We start from the raw sequence: 21,457 nt of genomic DNA, 5'->3' as shown, positions 1-21,457 counted from the left end.
TAATTAAACTTCATTCTTACGCTTTGCTTTATACCAGCGTTCCGGTATTTCCTGATTGCAGGCATTGATATAATCGTCTTCAGTGCAAGGTAATAACGTGTTCCTTTTTAATTTATTATTAACACCTTTCATAAATGGAATTTCTATCCACCAGCGTTCTGAAACAGTACTCTTGTAAAAGCTAAGTAACTCATCATCAACAGGAACACTATAATGTAAGAAATTAACATCCCTATCTTGCAAACGTTCATTTATTCTAAAATTGACTCCTTCTATGAAATACCATAGTAGTTGCGCAATAAGTGAGGCACCTGTATCATTGTATTTCTGCAAGTTATACTCAAAAATTCCAAAAACACTCACACGATCACTAAGTCCCGCATACCTTGCTATTGCACAAATCTCTCTACCATTAAAACCATTGACATTATGAGGGTGCATATAGCCCAAAACCTCAGATTGTATTGAAGATAAATCTAAACTTACGATATCTGCATCGCGCATAACTGGCTCTACAGCACTTAATTCTGAAGTTAAACTTCCTAATCTAAAAGAATCGAAGTATAACTTCTCCATCAGATCAATTTCCTCTTGAGAATTGTAATAAGTCTGATAGCCTATGTTTGAATAATTAAATAAATTATAAGGTTGATCTACAATAATTCTACCTACATAAGATTTGTTTGTAATGGGCAAACTACTATTACCTAAATCAAAATGACCATCTACATTTACCAGATTAACCATTTGATCAAGACCGTCAAATGCTCTATACAATGCATAAGTAAGATCCTGACTACCCCCAAGAATTAAAGGTATTATGTTATTTTTTACGAGTTGAGTTATAATTTCCTTTAATGCGTAAAACGTATCTAATGAACTTTCCCCCGGTTCTAAATCCCCAAGATCTCCTATTTTAGTATGCCAGTTTCCCGGAAAAAGTGCGTATAAGGCTTTGCGAATAGCCGTAAAATCTAATGTTGACTCTATAGAATCTACAGCTCCCCTACTTTCACGAACACCTATTATCGTAATATTTAAATTTTCCATTTCGGGTAAACCACCCTGCCGTGAATGCACTTTAATCACTGAGGCTAAACTCTGCTCATTAAGTAAAGCTGCGTGTGCAATAACCGAGTCTGAAACGGGAGACAAATTTTCAAAAGCCATTTATTTCTTCTTTTTTGCAGGTGCTTTTTTTGCTGTACTTTTCTTTGCTACTGTTTTCTTAGCTGCTGTTTTTTTGGCAGCAGGTTTTTTAGCAGCTTTTTTCTTAGGCCCCTGTTTCTCTAAAATTGCTTTAACTTCTTCAAGAGTTAATGCTGCGGCGTCGACCGTTTTAGGCAATTCTATTTTTACCTTACCCTTAATTATATTAGACCTTCCCCATCTTGCCTTTTCAACACGAATCCCTTCATCTTTAAAATCATGTAGAACTTTATCTTTCTCTTTTTGTTTTTTATCCTCAATTAACTCTACAATATCTTTATCTGTTAGATTATCAAAATCATACTTCTTATTTACATTTATAAAGATGCTATTCCACTTTAAGTAGGGTCCAAAACGGCCAACGCCTTTTTGAACAGGCTTATCTTCATACGTATAAATAGGCGCATCTGCTTTTTGTTTTTCTTTAATATACTCGACTGCCTCATCATACTCAACTTCTAAAGGATCTATCCCTTTAGGGAGTGATACAAAAGCTTTACCAAATTTAACATAGGGACCAAAACGACCGTTATTAACTTCTACCGGTTCTCCTTCAAACTCTCCTAACTCACGAGGAAGTTTAAAAAGATCCATCGCTTCTTCAAAAGTTATACTCTCTAGCTGCTGATCTGGTAAAAGACCTGCAAAAAGTGGCTTTTCTTCATCTTCGACAGAACCTATTTGTACCATCGCTCCGTATTTACCAAGACGTACACTTACCGGCTTACCAGACTTTGGATCTTTACCTAAAACGCGCTCACCTACCTCACGTTCTGCATTTTCGGCAACGTGTTTAACCTGAGGATGAAAGTCTTTATAAAAATCTCTCATCATTTTTGTCCACTCCTCATTACCTTCAGCAATCTCATCAAAATCCTGTTCTACTTTTGCTGTAAAATTGTAATCCAGAATATTTTCAAAATGCATCACAAGGAAATCATTTACAACCATTCCCACATCTGTAGGAACTAATTTTCCTTTATCTGAGCCTACTTTTTCAGAAAGCTTAGTGGCTTTAACGATCCCTTTCTTAAGCGTGATTAAATCGTACTCACGCTCTACACCATCAACATTACCTTTCTCAATATATTTTCTATTTTGAATTGTTGTAATTGTTGGCGCATATGTAGATGGTCTACCTATACCTAATTCTTCTAGCTTTTTTACCAACGAAGCTTCAGTATAACGGTAGGGAGCTCTGGTAAAACGCTCTGTAGCAGTAATCCATTTATTATCAAGAACCTCACCCTCTTTTAATGGAGGCAGAATTCCACTTTCTTCCTGGTCTTCATCATCTGTGCCTTCCAGGTAAACTTTTAAGAATCCGTCAAACTTTATAACCTCACCGTTTGCTGTGAAATTTGAAGGATGATTTGAAGATGCGATTTGCACATTTGTACGTTCAAGCTTGGCTTCACTCATTTGTGAGGCGATTGCTCGTTTCCATATAAGCTCATATAAACGCGCCTGATCTCTTTCTATGTTTACAGAATGCTTACTAAAATCTGTAGGTCTAATCGCTTCGTGAGCTTCCTGAGCTCCTTTGCTTTTACCTTTATAATTGCGTTCTTTATGATATTTAGTACCATAAGCTGAGTTAATCTCGTTACCTGCAGCCTCCTTAGCATCTTGAGATAGATTCACACTATCTGTCCTCATATAGGTAATAAGACCGGCTTCATATAAACGTTGCGCCATATTCATCGTTTTACTAACCGAAAAATATAACTTACGCGCTGCTTCCTGTTGTAAAGTGGAAGTCGTAAATGGTGGCGCCGGAGATTTACTGGCAGGTTTAGTAGTTAAAGCATCTACTTTAAAGGTGGCATCTGCATTTGCTGCTAAAAACTCTTCAGCTTCTTTTTTTGTATCTAAATTCTTAGGCAGTTTTGCTTTTAAAGTGCGCCCGTCTGCATTTGCAAACTCTGCATCAACTCTAAAATAATCCTCAGTATTAAAGGCTTGTATTTCTCTTTCGCGCTCAACAATTAGTCGTACTGACACAGATTGCACACGCCCTGCAGACAAACCACCTTTAACTTTTCGCCATAATACCGGCGAGATCTCATACCCTACTAAACGATCAAGTACACGTCTCGCTTGCTGTGCGTTTACTAGATTATAATCAATATCTCTTGGATTATCAATTGCTTTTAGAATTGCTTTTTTAGTGATTTCAGAAAAAACAATTCGTTTTGTCTTTGCCTTATCAAGCTTTAGTTCTTCTGCAAGATGCCACGCTATAGCTTCTCCCTCGCGATCCTCATCACTCGCTAGCCAAACCATTTCTGATTTATCTGCTAAGTCCCTCAGTTTCTTAACTACCGCTTTCTTGTCTTTATTTACAGTATATTTTGGCGTAAAATCACCCTCTACATCTACTCCTAGTTCCTTTGTTGGCAGATCTGCGATATGACCAAAACTACTTTCTACTTTATAATCTGAACCCAGAAATTTTTCAATAGTTTTAGCCTTTGCAGGTGACTCAACAATTACAAGATTTTTTGCCATAACGCTTTTTTCAAAATTTGTCAATCAAAATTAAAAACTAAAAGGAGCTCAATTTAATTTTGATTTTAGAATCGCAAAAGTAGTAGAAAATTTATTATTGAAGCCACAAACCTCAATTAGACACTAAATACCTTTAAACTTGAAGTATTTTATCTACTTCAGCCCACAAACTAAATCACTTTGGTAATGATTTTAAATTTCACACTAATGACACTTTGTCACAAGTTGAGTTAATCGTATCTTTGCCCACTATTTTTAGGAAGCAGACCGCAATATGGAGAAAGTTATAGACGAAAATAAACAAGGAGAAACACTGGTTTTAGAACCACAAATAACAAACACTAAAAAGCTTTTTATAGAAAGCTACGGTTGCCAAATGAATTTTAGCGACAGTGAGATTGTTGCTTCTATACTTGCAGATCAGGGCTACAATACCACTTCAAATCTTGAAGATGCAGATCTCGTGTTAGTAAATACCTGCTCAATACGTGATAAAGCAGAGCAGACCGTACGCAAACGTCTTGAAAAATACAATGCCGTAAAAAAGATAAACCCGGCTATGAAAGTAGGCGTGTTAGGCTGTATGGCAGAACGTTTAAAGAGCAAATTCTTAGAAGAAGAAAAAATTGTTGATCTTGTTGTAGGCCCTGATGCCTACAAAGACTTACCTAACCTTCTAAGCGAAGTTGAAGAAGGTCGTGATGCAATAAATGTTATTCTTTCTAAAGAAGAAACATATGGAGACATAGCTCCCGTGAGATTGCAAAGTAACGGGGTAACGGCCTTTGTAAGTATTACCAGAGGTTGTGATAATATGTGTACCTTTTGCGTAGTACCTTTTACACGAGGTCGTGAACGCAGCCGTGATCCTCAAAGTATTATTGAAGAAGTAAATGATCTTGCCTCTAGAGGTTTTAAGGAGGTTACTTTGTTAGGACAAAACGTTGACAGCTTCTTATGGTATGGTGGCGGTCTCAAAAAAGATTTTGACAAAGCGAGCGAGATGGCGCAGGCAACTGCAGTTGATTTTTCTGGCTTATTAGCTCTTGTTGCAGAAGCTCAACCTAAAATGCGTATAAGGTTCTCAACTTCAAATCCACAGGATATGACGTTAGACGTTATACGTACAATGGCAAAGTATGACAACATTTGCAACTATATACACCTGCCAGTACAAAGCGGTAGTGATCGTATTTTAAAAGAAATGAACCGCTTGCACACAAGACAGGAATATTTTGACCTTATAGATAATGTTCGTGAGATCATGCCAGATTGTGGTATATCACAAGATATGATAACCGGCTTTCCTACGGAAACTGAAGAAGATCACCAAGACACATTGAGCTTAATGCGCTATGTGAAATATGACTTTGGTTTTATGTTTGCATATAGTGAACGCCCGGGAACAATGGCTGCTCGTAAACTTGAAGACGATATCCCACTGGAGGTAAAAAAACGACGCCTTGCTGAAGTTATCGCATTGCAATTAGAACACTCACATCACAATACTAAAAAACAGGTAGGCCGAGTTGTTGAAGTTCTTATAGAAAAAGAGTCTAAGAAAAGTGACGCAGAATGGTCTGGTCGCAATTCTCAAAATACAGTAGTTGTGTTTCCTAAAGAACATTATAAAATAGGAGACTTTGTAAACGTAGAAATTCTTTCGTGCACAACTTCTACACTTTTAGGTAAAGCAGTAGATTATTCTTCAAACAATTAATTAGCAGTTAATGGAATCAGTTCACGCTATAAAACAACGCTTTGGGATTATTGGAGACGACCCAAAACTCAATCGCGCAATTGAAAAAGCGATACAAGTAGCACCTACAGATATTTCGGTTTTAGTTACCGGTGAAAGTGGTGTAGGTAAAGAAAGTATTCCGCGTATAATACACTCGCTATCTCACCGCAAGCATAATAAATATATCGCTGTAAACTGTGGTGCTATTCCTGAAGGAACCATAGACAGCGAGCTTTTTGGTCACGAGAAAGGGGCATTTACAGGGGCTACATCTACACGTAGTGGTTATTTTGAAGAAGCTGACGGCGGTACCATTTTTCTTGATGAAGTAGGTGAACTACCACTACCTACGCAGGTACGCCTTCTTAGGGTTTTAGAAAATGGCGAATTTTTAAAAGTAGGTTCTTCTAAAACGCAAAAAACCGATGTACGTATAGTAGCGGCTACAAATGTAAAAATGTTTGACGCGATTAAACAAGAAAGATTTAGGGAAGATCTCTATTACAGATTAAGCACAGTAGACATTAATCTTCCTCCATTACGAGATCGCAAGGAAGACATTCATTTACTATTTAGAAAATTCGCTTCAGATTTCGCTAATAAATATAAAATGCCGACTATTCGTCTAGAAGACGATGCGGTAAATGCACTTTTAAAATATAGATGGAGTGGTAACATAAGACAACTTCGCAATGTTGCCGAGCAAATTTCGGTATTAGAACAAAACCGAAGTATAACTTTAGAAAAATTACGTCATTACTTACCAGATACCGGCTCAAATTTACCTGCTGTAGTAGGTGCTAAAAAGAGTGAGAGTGATTTTAGCAGTGAGCGTGAGATTTTATACAAAGTTCTTTTTGATATGAAAAGCGACTTAAATGACCTTAAAAAATTAACCCTTGAGTTAATGGAAAAGGGAAACAATGCGAGCGTTCAGGAAGAAAATAAATCCCTTATTAAAAAGATTTACAGCGAGGACGAGACAGATGCCTACGAGAGCGCAGAAGATATCACCGAAGTGCTACAACTTCCGCAAGAGTCTGTTGCCAAACCATCGCTTGCAGATAAGTATCATTTTGCAGAAGATGTAGAAGAAGAAGAAACGCTATCGTTACAGGAAAAAGAATTAGAGCTCATAGAAAAATCGCTAGAACGCCATAGCGGCAAACGCAAAGCAGCCGCAAAAGAATTAGGAATAAGCGAGCGTACTCTATATAGAAAAATCAAACAATACGATCTTTAAAAGAGGTTATTAAAACAACTTATGAGAAAACTTCAAATAACACTTCTTTTATTAAGCTGCCTCTGTTTTAACAGTTGTGGGTTTTATTCTTTTACCGGCATTTCTATTCAACCGGGTACCGAGAGTTTTTACGTGAGCTTCTTTCAAAATAATGCCCCTATCATAGAGCCGGGAATAGATCGAGATTTCACCTTTGCACTTTCTGATTTGATTCAAAACCAAACCAGTCTAAACCTGGCTACAAATGCTGCAAATGCAGACTTAATATATGAAGGTGAGATTGTAGATTATTATATAGCTCCTCAAACAGCTACATCAGACAACCTTGCCGCTCAAAACAGATTGACTATAGTTGTATTGTGTAGATTTACAAATACCAAAAAAGAAGATGGCAGTGATGATTTTGAAAAGCGATTCTCATTTTTCGTAGATACACCCGGTAATTCACAACTAGTAGGCAGTGCTTTAGATAGCGCAATCGCAGAAATTTTTGAACGTATTACTCAGGACATTTTTAATGAATCGCTTGCAAACTGGTAAATGAATACCTTAGATTTTACATATCTTTTAGAAAACCCGGATGCAATTACACCGGAGCAAACCTCAGCATTAAATGAAGTTGTAAAAGAATACCCTTATTTTCAGGCAGCACGGGCTCTTTACTTAAAAGGCTTAAAAAATCAGGATAGTTTTTTATACAACAATCAACTAAAAAAAACAGCTGCTTATACTCAGGATCGCACTGTATTATTTGATTACATCACGTCAGAAAATTTTAATCAAACAGCGATAAGTGAGCAAATAAAAGCTCAGGAACAGCAGCTGCGCGATATGCAAGTTCACGATATTATCGATGTTTCAGCAGATTTAGATGCAGAAGAACTAGAGAAAGCTAACCAAGTATTATCAAGTGATTTTTTTATTCGGAAGGATCAACCTCAAGAAACCGAAGATATAGATGCAGTTCAAACTGCGGAAGAAAAATTACAAGTTGGAAAACCGTTAGAATTTACGAAGAGCGAAACGCACTCTTTTACGCAATGGCTAAAAATAACTTCTTTTGATAAAATTGATAGAACTGAAAGCTCTAGTGATCCTGTTGAAGAATCAAACCTTCCGGAAGAATTAATATCAGAAACAAAGCCATCAACATTAGTTTCTTTTACAGAATCTGATGAAGATAATGAAGACCCTGATCGTACTCGAAGATTAGAATTAATAGACAAATTTATTGAGTCAAACCCTAAGATAAAGGTAAGAACTCCCGAGGAAGGCTTCAAAAAGCAAGATCTGCAAAGCGATTTTCAGCCTAATGAAAGCTTAATGACAGAGACTTTGGCGCGGGTTTATGTTGAACAAAAGAATTATCAAAAAGCAAAGCAAGCATATAAAATTTTATGTTTGAAATATCCGGAAAAAAGTGGTTTCTTTGCAGACCAAATTCGGGCAATAGTTAAATTGCAAGAAAATAAATAATAAACTGCGGCACTTTTAAATTTTGAAATCCGCCTTTGTAAAGCCTTAAACTATGTTTTTAATATTTTTAGTTTTAATTGTAATTGTAGCATTCCTACTTATTGTAGTTATAATGGTGCAAAACCCTAAAGGTGGTGGTTTATCTTCTTCGTTTGGAGGTGGCGGAACACAACAAATAGGTGGTGTTAAGAAAACAGGTGACTTTTTAGATAAAAGTACCTGGGGACTTGCAACTATTTTACTTGTTCTTATTTTAATTTCCAATGTTACTATTTTTGGCGGAGGTAATTCTTCTGAGTCTAAAGTAATACAGGGAGAAGATGTTGAGAATATAATGCCTGTACCAGATGCTACGGCTCCTGCAGCTACAGCTCCTTCAGAAAATACAGAATCTAATTAAATGACATTTTAGTCATACAGTAAATATAAAGACCGCAATTATGCGGTCTTTTTTTTGCCTTTTTGTCAGCCATAGTCTGGTGGCATAATTTCTGCCTTACAGGCAACATCATTACGAACTTTATTAACTAAAAAATTATATTAAAATGGGAGTAAACATTAAACCACTTTCAGACCGTGTTTTAGTAGAGCCTACAGCCGCTGAAACAAAAACAGCATCTGGACTTTATATTCCGGATACAGCTAAAGAAAAACCACAACAAGGTAAAGTTATAGCGGTAGGGAATGGAAAAAAAGATCACGATATGACCGTTAAGGTAGGTGACACTGTTCTTTATGGTAAATATTCTGGTACCGAATTAAAATTAGACGGTACAGATTATTTAATTATGCGTGAAGATGATATTCTTGCGGTTATTTAATAATCTGCATTTCTTCTATTAAATAAATAACAAACTTATATTTTTTCGCAATTGCGAAAACTTTAAATAAAATTTACAATGGCAAAAGAGATAACATTTGACATCTCAGCAAGAGATGGTATTAAGCGCGGTGTTGACGCATTAGCAAACGCAGTAAAAGTAACTTTAGGACCTAAAGGTCGTAACGTAATTATAAGTAAATCTTTTGGCGCTCCTCAAGTGACTAAAGATGGTGTTACGGTAGCAAAAGAAATTGAGCTTAAAGATCCTTTAGAAAATATGGGAGCTCAGATGGTTAAAGAAGTTGCTTCTAAAACTAACGATCTAGCTGGTGACGGTACTACAACTGCAACCGTATTAGCTCAAGCAATCGTACAGGAAGGCCTTAAGAACGTAGCTGCAGGTGCAAACCCAATGGATTTAAAACGTGGGATTGACAAAGCTGTTGAGGCAATTACAAAAGATCTTGCTTCTCAAACTAAAGAAGTAGGTAACTCTTCAGAAAAAATAAAGCAAATCGCGGCTATATCTGCAAATAACGATGATGTTATAGGTGAACTTATTGCTGAGGCTTTTGGCAAAGTAGGTAAAGAAGGTGTAATTACCGTTGAAGAGGCTAAAGGTACAGAGACTTATGTTGATGTAGTTGAAGGTATGCAGTTTGACCGTGGTTATTTATCACCATATTTTGTTACAGATAGCGAAAAAATGCAAACTGAATTAGAGAATCCTTATATCTTATTATTTGATAAAAAGATCTCTTCAATGAAAGATTTATTACCAGTGCTTGAGCCGGTAGCTCAGTCAGGTAAGCCTTTATTAATTATTGCAGAAGATGTAGACGGTGAGGCACTTGCTACTTTAGTTGTAAATAAATTAAGAGGAGCACTTAAAATAGCAGCTGTTAAAGCTCCTGGTTTTGGTGATCGTCGTAAAGCTATGCTAGAAGATATTGCAATTTTAACTGGAGGTACAGTTATAAGCGAAGAGCGTGGGTTTACTTTAGAGAATGCTACTATAGATATGCTTGGTACTGCTGAAAACGTAACTATAGATAAAGACAATACGACAATAGTTAACGGTTCTGGTGATAAAGACGGCATTAAAGGTCGTATCAACCAAATTAAAGCTCAAATTGAGTCTACGACTAGCGACTATGATAAAGAAAAACTACAGGAACGTCTGGCTAAATTAGCTGGTGGTGTTGCTGTACTTTACGTGGGTGCCGCTTCTGAAGTAGAAATGAAAGAGAAAAAAGACCGTGTAGATGATGCACTTCACGCAACTCGTGCCGCTGTAGAAGAAGGTATCGTAGCCGGTGGTGGTGTTGCTCTTGTACGCGCAAAACGCGCTTTAGACAACCTTGAAGCTATTAATGCTGATGAGGCTACAGGTATCAAAATTGTAGCTAAGGCTATTGAGGCACCTTTACGTACTATTGTTGCCAATGCAGGTGGTGAAGGCTCTGTCGTTATCGCTAAAGTAATCGAAGGTGATGAAGATTTTGGTTATGATGCTAAAACAGATACTTACGTAAATATGCTTTCTGCTGGTATTATAGATCCTAAGAAAGTAACACGTGTAGCTCTTGAAAACGCGGCTTCTGTTTCTGGAATGATCTTAACTACTGAATGCGCATTAACTGACATCCCTGAAGAAAATGCCGGAGGCGGAATGCCAGGTGGTATGGGTGGCGGTATGCCGGGAATGATGTAAGCATCAATTTCTTTAAATACTAAAAAAGCCCTTCAGTTAATTCTGAAGGGCTTTTTCTTTATATAAATGAATCAAAAAAATTAATTTATTTCTTCACTCACTGTCCCGCAATTCAACATTACATCTCCAAAATAAGGATTAAATATTTTCTTCTCATTAGAAATCCAGTATGCACCTTTACCGTCAAATGCCATTGGGCAGTATTGATAATAAAGCGTTCCGCCAGAAATATTCTCTTCTACAAAAGTTTTTATTCCTGCAGTTAATTTTTCAAAGTTTGCTCGTTGCTTGTTAATATCTTTAGTACTCGCAATTGACTGAGCCACCTGTTTTAAATCTGCCTCCACTTCCACTGCTTCCATTTTTGAGATCATATCTTCAGCGACATCTTGAGCAGCTTCAGCATCGGTATTCACAAGAGCAATTTTAAGTTTGTTATAAGCATCATAAACACTGGTTACCTCCTCATTTTTAAATTTAGCATCTCGTTTTGCTCCGTTATAAACCAGTTCGTGTTTACCTGAATCACCTTCTGAAACAGTTACAGTTTTCTCTCCAGATTTATTTTCGCCACAGGCTAATAAAAGTGCCGAAATAAAAATTATAGTAATATTTCTCATACGTTAATCTTAAGTTTCAATCAAATATACAAATAGACTAATTGCTGCGGAGCTTTTGATAATAAAAAGCAGGCAATAAAAGCAAAAGTAACATAGGCTGCATTAAAAATCTTCTCACATAAAATAAGGGTAATTCAAACGATTCTCGATATTGAGCGATTATAAAATAGAAAACTATAATTAGTAACCCAAATAAAGTACCGTAGATAAGAATTAAGATTTTGAGTAGTTGGCGTTCGCTGAAAAGCAACTTTAATATCCAGATTGAAATTATGGCATTACACCAAAAACGAATACTAATAGAAACAACCAACTTAAATATATCTAGTAGTGGTAATGATTTAGAATTTAAATAATCACCTTTAAAAAAAAACAATAAAGGATCATAAAATAGGTGTTCTTGAAAATACCGTATAGCGGCAAGTGCTAAAAACAGAAGAGCTACCACCAGTATAAAGACTACTTTTTTCAAGATGGTAATTTTTTAAATCGCTTAATCCATACCAGCCAGAGTAACACTACAGCTCCATAAATAATTGCCGGAAATACCACATCGTGAAGTACTTTACTGTATTCAGGAATTTTGTATAAGCCTATACTTATAATAACAATACGCAGCACATTAATCCCGTAAATAAGCAGACTACCAAAAATTAAAAACACTAATGTTTTTCTAGATCCCTGATAAAAAGAAAACACAAAAGCGGTAAACAGAATTATTACGCTCACCCCATTACACCCCTCTACCACACGTACTACAAAATAATCTTCTACAAAAAGCTTCATAGATGCTTCCTCAGAATGCGGCTCTATAAAACTTGAGTAGTCAGTTTTATTAATAAGCCAGTTACTCTGTACAGCTACCTGATGGGTGACATAATCAGGATAATACGCTGCAGAAAACTCTTGTTTTAAGTAAATTGCGTAGCCAACACTAAGCACCACATACACTCCTAAAAATGTAAGGATAAATAGAAGTACCGACTTATATTTGCGAATTAAATCTAACAATCTGATAACGGTTATTGACCGGTCTAAAATACAAGAAAAATGACTTTTGAAACTCTAAAACCTCAAGTATCGCAAATATTAGATAGCTCAAGCTTATCTGTTGAACAACGACTGCAAGAAGTATGCGACCTTCTTAAAGAAACCATAGCTCATTATGACTGGGTGGGCTTCTACTTTAAGAATGGTGATAAAGATGAACTCAAATTAAGCTCGTATGCTGGAGCTGAAACTGATCACACGATTATACCTTTTGGGAAAGGAATTTGCGGGCAGGTAGCCGTTTCTAACCAAAATTTTGTGGTGCCCGATGTTAGCGCTCAGGACAATTATATTGCGTGTAGTATCACGGTAAAAGCAGAAATTGTTGTTCCGTTATTTGTAAACGGAAAAAATATAGGTCAGATTGATATTGACTCCAACACTCCAGATCCTTTTACTGAAGCAGACGAGCGCTTTTTAGAATGGGTAAATGTGCAGGTTGCTAATATATTAGAAGTTTAAGACTAAAAGAATTTATAAAAAAAAGCCTGCTTTATCAGTTGATAAAGCAGGCTTTTTTTTGTGTTAGTACTCCTATTTACATACCGGTACGTATTGCTTCTACAGGATCTAATCGTGAAGCCATTAATGCAGGAACAATACCGGCAATAAGACCAATTATGACAGAACTAAACAAACCCGCAAAGATATTTCCGGCAGAAAGGATAAACTCGAAGTCCCCGGTAAACTGTGATGCTATAACTGTAATAATCCAAACTAAGCCAAGACCTATAAGACCACCTATAGTTGCTAAAATTATAGACTCAAATAAAAACTGAAGCAGTATAAACCTATTCTTTGCTCCCAATGCTTTTTGAATACCTATGAGATTTGTGCGCTCTTTTACACTCACAAACATAATATTAGCGATCCCAAAACCGCCTACAAGCAGAGAGAACAAACCTATAAAACCACCTATAGTCGACATAGTGCCGGTTATATTATCTATAAGATCTGTGAACCCAGACAATTGATTGATGAAAAAATTATTTACATCATCTGGTTTCAAACCACGCAGCTGTCTGAGCCGTTGTGCAAGTACTGCATTAAACTCAGGTATATCTACACCAGAAGCCGGCTTAATAACTATAGAAGGAAAAGCAGATTTATTATTACTACCATAAATACGACGCACTACGTTTACCGGTAAGATTGCAGAACCATCTTTTGACGGACCAAAAAGACTCGTCCCTTCTTTCTCAAGAACGCCAATTACTGTAAAGCGTTGACCATAAAGACGCACTTCTTTTCCTATAGGGTTTAGATTACCAAATAATCCATCAGCGATTTCATCTCCTAAAACAATTACCGGAGAACCGCTATTAGACTCAGATTCATTAAAAAACCGACCCTCTTTCAGCTTAAGAGATTCAATATTATAATAACCCTCGGTAACAGGAGCGATACCAACACCTGTCACTAATTTATCACCATATTTAATAGATTCTGCCCGTACATTTAAACTGTACGAAACAGCCTCTACATCAGGCACATTTCGTTTAATATATTGATATTCCTCATAACTTACATCAGGAAATTGCTCCCGTTTCCACTGGGGAATTTCCGAAGGACCAAAAGAAAAGCGCATTAAGATAATAGTACTATTATCTAGTGAAGACAAACTGCCTTTAATCTCCTGTTTTAACGAATCTACCGCAGCTAAAACGCCAATAATTGAAAAGATACCTATCGTCACTCCTAATAGTGATAGCAACGTACGCAACTTGTTATTGCGCAGTGCATTAATCGCAAATGCGAGACTTTCTTTTAATACCCTAAGATAAATGAGCATAGATGTGTGTTAACATGAACGACCATAGGACGTAAAAGTGTCTTGAACGTTACAAATTTATGCTAAGAAAATACAACAATTATCAACTCCTCTTAAGGGTTTAATTCATACTTTTGCAGCCAAATAAAAAATTTCTTCATGAGTACTGCTATAAAAGCTAAAGCTGCGTTAATTTCAGTTTTTAGTAAAGAAGGTCTAGAACCACTTATAAAAAAGTTTAATGAATTAGGTATCACCCTTTATTCTACGGGAGGTACCGAAAAATTTATTCAGGATCTAGGTGTTCCGGTAGTACCTGTAGAAGAGGTTACTTCATATCCTTCAATTCTAGGTGGGAGAGTTAAAACTTTACACCCTAAAATATTTGGCGGTATTCTTAATCGCCAGGATCACGAAGGTGATATTTCAGAAATGGCAGAATACAGTATTCCGCAATTAGATATTGTTATTGTTGACTTATACCCATTTGAAAAAACAGTAGCTTCAGGAGCTTCAGAACAGGACATTGTTGAAAAGATTGACATAGGTGGTATTTCATTAATACGTGCCGCTGCTAAAAACTTTAAAGACACGTTGTGTGTTTCTTCTGTAGACGACTATCAGGAAGTTCTTGAACTTGTAAGTGCAAATGAAGGCACTACTACACTTTCAGACCGTAAGCGTTTTGCTGCTAAAGCCTTTAATGTTTCCTCACACTATGACACTGCAATATTTAATTACTTTAATGAAGAAGAAGTAGTTTACAAAGCAAGTTATACCGAAGGAAAAACATTACGATATGGTGAAAACCCACATCAAAAAGGAACATTCTTTGGAGATTTTAATGCAATGTTTGATCAACTTCACGGGAAAGAGCTTTCTTATAACAACCTGTTAGATGTTGACGCCGCTGTAAATCTTATGGCAGAATTTAAAGGTGAGAATCCTACGTTTGCAATTTTAAAACACAATAACGCGTGTGGTTTAGCTCAACGAGAAACTATTCACCAGGCATATGTTGATGCTTTAGCGGGAGATCCTGTTTCAGCCTTTGGCGGAATTTTAATATCAAATACCGAAATCGACAAAGCAACAGCAGAAGAAATTCATTCTTTATTTTGTGAGGTTGTAATCGCTCCCGGTTTTTCTGAAGAAGCTTTTCAAATTTTAAAAGGAAAGAAAAATAGAGTCCTTTTAGTTCAGAAACCTGTAGCGCTACCTAACGATCAGGTAAGAAGTTGTTTAAATGGTATTTTAGTTCAAGATAAAGATGCTATTACAGATAGTCTCTCAGATCTTTCTACAGCAACAGACAATAAACCTACAGATCAAGAGTTAAGTGATCTAATATTTGCTTCAAAAATCTGTAAGCACACAAAATCAAATACCATTGTATTTGCAAAAGGAAACCAGCTTTACGCAAGCGGTACTGGTCAAACTTCTCGTGTAGATGCATTACGCCAGGCAATAGACAAGGCGGTTGCATTTGGTTTTGATCTAAACGGAGCGGTTATGGCAAGTGATGCTTTTTTCCCATTTCCTGATTGTGTTGAAATAGCAGATAAAGCAGGTATCACAGCGGTTATTCAACCCGGCGGATCTATAAAAGATCAGTTGAGCATAGATTATTGCAATGCTAATAATATTGCAATGGTAATGACCGGAACAAGACACTTTAAACACTAATTAAGACGAAATTTTTCAGTACATTTAAGATTAACCTGATTATCATATTTCACTCTCACTTTACATCCTATGGGCTTTTTTGATTTTCTAACTGAAGAGATAGCGATTGACCTCGGTACCGCAAACACTCTTATAATACATAATGACAAGGTTGTTGTAGACAGCCCCTCTATTGTTGCCAGAGATCGCGTTACTAATAAAATTATCGCTGCCGGAAAAGAAGCTGCAATGATGCAGGGTAAAACGCATGAAAATATTAAAACAATACGCCCTCTTAAAGACGGTGTAATTGCAGATTTTGATGCTAGTGAGCAAATGATAAGCATGTTTATTAAAGAAATACCCGCGCTAAAGAAAAGGCTTTTTGCTCCTGCTCTACGTATGGTAGTTTGTATACCTTCAGGAATCACAGAAGTTGAAATGCGCGCGGTAAAAGAGAGTTGTGAGCGTGTAAACGGTAAAGAAGTATTTCTTATACACGAGCCTATGGCAGCTGCTATAGGTATTGGTGTAGATATTATGCAACCTAAAGGAAACATGATTGTTGATATAGGTGGCGGTACTACAGAAATTGCAGTTATTGCTTTAGGAGGTATTGTTTGTGATAAATCTGTAAAAATTGCAGGTGATGTGTTTACAAATGATATCATTTATTATATGCGTACGCAACATAACCTATATGTAGGAGAACGTAGTGCAGAAAAAATTAAGATTCAAATAGGTGCAGCGACCGAAGATTTGGAAGTTCCACCAGAAGATATGAGTGTACAGGGTCGTGACCTTCTTACAGGTAAACCTAAACAGGTTTCTATATCCTACAGAGAGATTGCTAAAGCTTTAGATAAATCTATTTTACGTATCGAAGACGCCGTTATGGAAACGCTATCGCAAACGCCTCCAGAGCTTGCTGCAGATATTTACAATACCGGTATCTATTTAGCAGGTGGTGGTAGTATGTTGCGCGGGTTAGACAAACGTTTATCTCAAAAAACAGACTTACCGGTCTATATCGCTGAAGATCCTTTACGTGCTGTTGTGCGCGGTACAGGTATTACGCTAAAAAACCTGGCTAAGTTCAAGAGTATTTTTGTAAAATAATTAGGGTATTGATTCATGCAGCAAATTGTAAATTTTCTAATAAAGCATAGAAACTTTCTATTATTTGCTTTTTTGCTGTTCTTATCTCTCGTTTTTACCATACAGTCACACTCATATCACCGCAGTAAATTTGTGAATTCGGCAAATTTTTTAAGTGGTGGTATTTATGGTGGCCTTGATGATATTTATGAATATTTTGATTTAAAGATTCATAATACACAACTTGTAGAAGAAAATAACAGGCTGCGCTCAAGGCTTTATAATCTTACAGATAAGAATGTACAAAATCTAGATACCTTAGCGTTTAATTCTTTATACCGATTCACTACAGCCAAGGTAATTAATAACAATTACAATTTAAAAGACAACTTTCTTACGCTACGCGGGGGTTCAAAAAAAGGAATTAAACAGGATCTTGGCGTTATTACGAGTAAAGGACTGGTAGGTATTGTTGACCGTGTTTCAAATAAATATGCAACTGTCTTAAGCATCTTAAATAGTAATTCTCAAATAAACGCTAAACTAAAAAAGAGCAACCATTTTGGCATTTTAGTATGGAAAGGTGGAAATCCTAATATTGTTGACCTTGTAGATGTACAATCTAAAGCCCCGGTCGCTCTTGGGGATACCATTGTTACAGGAGGTAAATCAACAATTTTTCCTGAAGGAATAGGTATAGGCACAATAGATAACTTTGAACTTGATCCCAGCGAGAATTTTTATACGATAAAAATCAAACTCTTTAACGACATGACAAATGTGGGTTATGTGTATGTTATTGAGAACCTAGATGGTGAAGAAATAAAAACCTTAGAACAACAGACCGTAGATGAGCAGTAGCATATTCACAAATATTCTGCGATTTGTATTACTAATTCTTCTACAGGTTGCCATTTTTAATAACATAAATTTTTTAGGATATATAAATCCCTATCCATATGTGTTATTCATTTTATTGTTTCCTATAGGTGATAATAGAGCGCTACTTATTTTTCTAAGTTTTATACTAGGACTCACGCTAGACATGTTTAGCAATAGCGGCGGTATGCACGCGGCATCCTGTGTTACAATTGCCTATTTGAGACCGTGGATTTTACAATCTATTTTTGGAATAGCTTATGAGTATAATGCTATAAAAGTAACTAAAGCAGATTTTGGAGAACGATTACTTTATGTAAGTATTTTGGTATTTACACATCACTTAATATTATTTTTTGTCGAAAGTTTTAACTTCTCAGACATAATCTATATACTTAAGAAGACGTTGTTCAGTGGTGTATTTAGTGTATTACTTTGTATGATATTTATATCCCTCTTTAGCTTTAAGCGAAAATGAGAAAGATTTTACTTTTTTCAATTGTACTTATATCTGGTTTTTTACTCACCGGAAGGCTATTTTATTTACAAATTTTAGACACATCATACGCTAGTCTTTCAGAGAACAATGCCATTAAACGATTTTTTGATTACCCACAGCGTGGCCATATTTATGATCGTAGTGGTAACCTTTTAGTAAGTAATCAACCGTCTTATGATGTGATGGTGATTCCTCGTGAGGTTAAACCTTTTGACACCTTAGAGTTTTGCGGACTTTTAAAAATGGATAAAGAGATGCTTATAAACCGGCTTAAAAAAGCCCGCGTTTATTCTCCACGCTTACCATCTATTGTAATCCCTCAACTTACTAAATCTGAATACGCATATCTGCAAGAAAAAATGCGTAAGTATGAAGGCTTTTTTATTCAAAAAAGATCACTAAGAGATTATCAAATAGATTACGGAGCTAATTTTTTAGGTTATATCGCTGAGGTTAATTATAAAGATATAGAAGACAACCCCTACTATCAATCTGGAGATTTAAAAGGAAGAACTGGAGTTGAAAAACAATATGAAGAGGTACTACGTGGTGTAAAAGGAGTTAAATATATACAGAAAGATCGTTTTAACAGAGACATTGGCCCTTATAAAAATGGAAGTCTAGACACCCTACCTTCACCGGGTAAAGATTTAACGCTTACTATAGATTCAGAGCTACAGAGGTATGGCGAAGAATTAATGATAAATAAACGCGGTGGAATCGTAGCTATCGAGCCTTCTTCTGGCGAAATACTAGCACTTATTTCTGCTCCTAACTTCGATCCAGCTTTACTTGTAGGTCGAGAGCGATCAAGAAATTTTACAAAATTATACTACGACTCTATAGCAAAACCTCTTTTTGACAGAGGCTTGCAAGCACAATATCCCCCGGGATCACCCTTTAAGACACTAAACGCATTAATAGCTCTTCAGGAAAATGTCGTAAATTCTGAAGAAGCATTCTCTTGTCACGGAGGTTATTATTATGGTTCCCACGGTAGAAAATTAGGATGCCACCACCACCCTAGTCCGTTGAGCATGATACCTGGTATTGCAAATTCGTGTAATGCGTATTTTGCAAATGTGTATCGCAGAACTATTGAAAAGTACAACACACCTCAGGAGGGTATGGATGTATGGAAAAATCACTTAGAGAGTTTTGGCCTTGGTGGTTATATGGGAACAGATTTACCTACGGGGCAGCCCGGCTTTATACCTGATAGTAAGTATTATAATAAAGCATACGATTTCCCGAAATATAAATGGTTTAGCACAGCAACGATTTCTAACTCAATAGGTCAGGGTGAGGTGAGTCTAACTCCTATACAATTAGCAAATGTAACTGCGGCGATAGCGAATAGAGGTTGGTTTTACACTCCACATATTTTAAAAAGTATAGAACATCAAACCGAGCTAATACCTGAGGAATATCGTACAAAAAATGTAACTACTATTGACGCATCTAATTTTGAACCGGTAGTTGAAGGTATGTTTGGTGCTTATAATTACGGTACAGCTGCAGGTATTAAAATACCGGGAATAGACATTTGCGGTAAAACAGGTACAGCTGAAAATTATACACGTATAGACGGGCACAGAGCTCAATTAACAGACCACTCCATATTTGTAGCATTTGCACCAAAAGATAATCCTAAAATTGCAATTGCTGTTTTTGTAGAAAATGGATACTGGGGTTCTCGATACGCCGGTAAAATTGCCAGTTTAATGATCGAAAAATATATCAAAGGTGAGGTAACACGTAAAGATATTGAGGATTATGTGCTATCTAACAGCCTTGAAGATGAATACGCAAAACCATTGAGTGGTAAACCATTCCCAATTAATGATGGTAAGAAAATAAGTGGCGTACCCAAAAAAGTAGAGCTTTAATGAATAGTTTTTCTAAAGCCTATGGCAATTTTGATTGGGTAATCATCGCATTATTTCTAGCTCTTGTCACTATAGGTTGGTTCAATATATACTCTGCATCTGTAGATTCTACAGGTGTCAAAGAGTTTTTTAGCTTTGACAATTTATTTACAAGACAACTTCTGTTTATAGGTTTAAGCCTTCTAATAATTGTATTTATTCTTTCGCTCGATGCTAAATTCTTTGAGCGATTTGCGAGTATAATCTACGTAGTATCCATAGTTTCCCTGCTGGGGCTTTTTGTATTCGGTAAAAACATTTCAGGAGCTACAAGTTGGTATTCTTTTGGAAGTTTTGGTATTCAACCCAGTGAATTTGCTAAAGCGGCTACGGCTCTGGCTCTGGCAAAATATTTAAGTGATATTCAAACCGATGTTAAGTCATTTATGCATCAATTACGCGCGTTTGTAATTATTGCTTTACCTGCTATTTGTATTATACCTCAACCAGATCCCGGTAGTGCATTGGTTTATGCTGCCTTTTTCTTTCCACTTTACAGAGAAGGTTTATCTGGGGTTTATCTAATTATTGGTTCAGTTACTATAGCTTTATTTGTACTTACGCTGGCATTTGGTCCCTTATGGGTAATTTTAGGTATCGTTTTAATAGCCCTTGCCTTACTATTTAAGAATCGCAAAAAACGCTTTGGCAAACGTCTTTTTTATATACTTCCCATTGTATCAATTCTCTTTGTTTTTTCAGTAAACTATATATTTGAAAATGTTTTTGAGCAGCGTCACCGAGATCGTTTCAATGTGGTTCTTGGTAAAGATGTTGATATGAAAAGCATAGGTTACAACACCTATCAATCTGAAATTGCAATTGGTAATGGTGGTCTAACCGGAAAAGGCTTTTTAAAAGGAACTCAAACAAAAGGTGATTTTGTACCAGAACAACACACAGACTACATTTTTAGCACTGTAGGTGAAGAATGGGGGTTTTTAGGAAGTACATTAGTAATTGCATTATTTGTAAGCTTAATGCTACGCGTAATCATTTTAGCAGAACGGCAAAAGAGTCAGTTTAGTCGTATTTATGGTTACAGTATTGCCGGTATATTATTTATTCACTTTATTATTAATATAGGTATGGTTACCGGGGTTTTCCCTACCGTAGGAATCCCATTACCATTCTTTAGTTATGGAGGTTCGGGGCTTTGGGGATTCACCATTTTGCTATTTATTTTCGTGAAACTCGATTCAGATAGAATCAATCAGTGGTAGTTTAAGC

20 protein-coding genes are annotated in these 21,457 nt (G+C 36.3%); 14 read left to right on the top strand and 6 right to left on the bottom strand.

The window, feature by feature from the left end; all coding sequences use genetic code 11:
- Nucleotides 1-3 precede the first annotated feature (3 nt).
- Together ACIGAM_RS10390 and topA are read right to left on the bottom strand one after the other, a co-directional pair.
- Nucleotides 4-1,170: a formimidoylglutamase gene (locus ACIGAM_RS10390; RefSeq protein ID WP_396511394.1), complete on the bottom strand. Its 1,167-nt coding sequence runs from the start codon at nucleotides 1,168-1,170 to the stop codon at nucleotides 4-6.
- Nucleotides 1,171-3,720 carry a type I DNA topoisomerase gene (topA, locus tag ACIGAM_RS10385; RefSeq protein ID WP_396511393.1) on the bottom strand — a complete coding sequence of 850 codons (2,550 nt, stop codon included), beginning with the start codon at nucleotides 3,718-3,720 and terminating at the stop codon, nucleotides 1,171-1,173. It lies immediately after the preceding gene.
- 274 nt (nucleotides 3,721-3,994) lie between these two features.
- On the opposite strand from topA, the gene miaB reads away from it, so the two are divergent.
- The 7 genes from miaB (at nucleotide 3,995) to groL (ending at nucleotide 10,717) form a co-directional block, all read left to right on the top strand.
- Nucleotides 3,995-5,440 (top strand): tRNA (N6-isopentenyl adenosine(37)-C2)-methylthiotransferase MiaB, encoded by a 1,446-nt coding sequence (miaB, locus tag ACIGAM_RS10380; RefSeq protein ID WP_396511392.1) that lies wholly within the window; start codon nucleotides 3,995-3,997, stop codon nucleotides 5,438-5,440.
- A 10-nt stretch (nucleotides 5,441-5,450) separates the two neighbouring features.
- Complete coding sequence (locus ACIGAM_RS10375; protein ID WP_396511391.1) at nucleotides 5,451-6,704, top strand: sigma-54 interaction domain-containing protein; 1,254 nt, start codon at nucleotides 5,451-5,453, stop codon at nucleotides 6,702-6,704.
- A 21-nt stretch (nucleotides 6,705-6,725) separates the two neighbouring features.
- Complete coding sequence (locus ACIGAM_RS10370) at nucleotides 6,726-7,244, top strand: LptE family protein (protein ID WP_396511390.1); 519 nt, start codon at nucleotides 6,726-6,728, stop codon at nucleotides 7,242-7,244.
- Nucleotides 7,245-8,180 carry a hypothetical protein gene (locus ACIGAM_RS10365; protein WP_396511389.1) on the top strand — a complete coding sequence of 312 codons (936 nt, stop codon included), beginning with the start codon at nucleotides 7,245-7,247 and terminating at the stop codon, nucleotides 8,178-8,180.
- A gap of 52 nt (nucleotides 8,181-8,232) precedes the next feature.
- A complete protein-coding gene (gene secG, locus ACIGAM_RS10360) occupies nucleotides 8,233-8,580 on the top strand; it encodes a preprotein translocase subunit SecG (RefSeq protein WP_396511388.1) in 348 nt (115 codons plus the stop codon).
- Nucleotides 8,581-8,725: 145 nt separating this feature from the next.
- Nucleotides 8,726-9,001: a co-chaperone GroES gene (gene groES / locus ACIGAM_RS10355; RefSeq protein ID WP_028376431.1), complete on the top strand. Its 276-nt coding sequence runs from the start codon at nucleotides 8,726-8,728 to the stop codon at nucleotides 8,999-9,001.
- A 78-nt stretch (nucleotides 9,002-9,079) separates the two neighbouring features.
- Entirely contained in the window at nucleotides 9,080-10,717 is a 1,638-nt protein-coding gene (gene groL, locus ACIGAM_RS10350) for a chaperonin GroEL (protein WP_396511387.1), read from the top strand.
- A gap of 80 nt (nucleotides 10,718-10,797) precedes the next feature.
- On the opposite strand, the gene ACIGAM_RS10345 is transcribed toward groL, so the two are convergent.
- The 3 genes from ACIGAM_RS10345 to xrtF are packed head-to-tail and all read right to left on the bottom strand — an operon-like array spanning nucleotide 10,798 to nucleotide 12,348.
- Nucleotides 10,798-11,337 carry a DUF3347 domain-containing protein gene (locus ACIGAM_RS10345; protein ID WP_396511386.1) on the bottom strand — a complete coding sequence of 180 codons (540 nt, stop codon included), beginning with the start codon at nucleotides 11,335-11,337 and terminating at the stop codon, nucleotides 10,798-10,800.
- 37 nt (nucleotides 11,338-11,374) lie between these two features.
- On the bottom strand, nucleotides 11,375-11,785 hold the full coding sequence (locus ACIGAM_RS10340) for an exosortase F system-associated membrane protein (RefSeq protein WP_396511638.1): 411 nt from the start codon (nucleotides 11,783-11,785) through the stop codon (nucleotides 11,375-11,377).
- Nucleotides 11,786-11,805: 20 nt separating this feature from the next.
- Nucleotides 11,806-12,348, bottom strand: coding sequence for an exosortase family protein XrtF (gene xrtF / locus ACIGAM_RS10335; protein WP_396511385.1), 543 nt, complete (start codon nucleotides 12,346-12,348; stop codon nucleotides 11,806-11,808).
- A 39-nt stretch (nucleotides 12,349-12,387) separates the two neighbouring features.
- Between xrtF and ACIGAM_RS10330 the strand changes: the two genes are divergently transcribed.
- On the top strand, nucleotides 12,388-12,849 hold the full coding sequence (locus ACIGAM_RS10330; protein WP_396511384.1) for a GAF domain-containing protein: 462 nt from the start codon (nucleotides 12,388-12,390) through the stop codon (nucleotides 12,847-12,849).
- Between the two features lie 76 nt (nucleotides 12,850-12,925).
- On the opposite strand, the gene ACIGAM_RS10325 is transcribed toward ACIGAM_RS10330, so the two are convergent.
- Nucleotides 12,926-14,179, bottom strand: a complete 1,254-nt coding sequence (locus tag ACIGAM_RS10325; RefSeq protein WP_396511383.1) for an ABC transporter permease — start codon at nucleotides 14,177-14,179, stop codon at nucleotides 12,926-12,928.
- A gap of 138 nt (nucleotides 14,180-14,317) precedes the next feature.
- Between ACIGAM_RS10325 and purH the strand changes: the two genes are divergently transcribed.
- From purH to rodA, 6 genes are all read left to right on the top strand, one after another.
- Nucleotides 14,318-15,844 (top strand): bifunctional phosphoribosylaminoimidazolecarboxamide formyltransferase/IMP cyclohydrolase, encoded by a 1,527-nt coding sequence (purH, locus tag ACIGAM_RS10320; protein ID WP_396511382.1) that lies wholly within the window; start codon nucleotides 14,318-14,320, stop codon nucleotides 15,842-15,844.
- A 69-nt stretch (nucleotides 15,845-15,913) separates the two neighbouring features.
- Nucleotides 15,914-16,942 carry a rod shape-determining protein gene (locus ACIGAM_RS10315; RefSeq protein ID WP_028376438.1) on the top strand — a complete coding sequence of 343 codons (1,029 nt, stop codon included), beginning with the start codon at nucleotides 15,914-15,916 and terminating at the stop codon, nucleotides 16,940-16,942.
- 15 nt (nucleotides 16,943-16,957) lie between these two features.
- On the top strand, nucleotides 16,958-17,782 hold the full coding sequence (gene mreC / locus ACIGAM_RS10310; protein ID WP_396511381.1) for a rod shape-determining protein MreC: 825 nt from the start codon (nucleotides 16,958-16,960) through the stop codon (nucleotides 17,780-17,782).
- Nucleotides 17,772-18,278: a rod shape-determining protein MreD gene (locus tag ACIGAM_RS10305; RefSeq protein WP_396511380.1), complete on the top strand. Its 507-nt coding sequence runs from the start codon at nucleotides 17,772-17,774 to the stop codon at nucleotides 18,276-18,278. Before mreC ends, ACIGAM_RS10305 begins: the two co-directional genes overlap by 11 nt.
- A complete protein-coding gene (mrdA, locus tag ACIGAM_RS10300) occupies nucleotides 18,275-20,188 on the top strand; it encodes a penicillin-binding protein 2 (RefSeq protein WP_396511379.1) in 1,914 nt (637 codons plus the stop codon). The genes ACIGAM_RS10305 and mrdA overlap by 4 nt, the downstream gene beginning before the upstream one ends.
- Nucleotides 20,188-21,450 (top strand): rod shape-determining protein RodA, encoded by a 1,263-nt coding sequence (rodA, locus tag ACIGAM_RS10295; RefSeq protein ID WP_396511378.1) that lies wholly within the window; start codon nucleotides 20,188-20,190, stop codon nucleotides 21,448-21,450. Before mrdA ends, rodA begins: the two co-directional genes overlap by 1 nt.
- The last annotated feature ends 7 nt before the right edge of the window (nucleotides 21,451-21,457 follow it).

This window comes from Leeuwenhoekiella sp. NPDC079379 (genome assembly GCF_044542075.1).
In the GTDB taxonomy this organism is placed as follows: Bacteria; Bacteroidota; Bacteroidia; order Flavobacteriales; family Flavobacteriaceae; genus Leeuwenhoekiella.
Note: the sequence above shows the minus strand (reverse complement) of the source record. Positions and strands in the feature narration are given on the sequence as shown.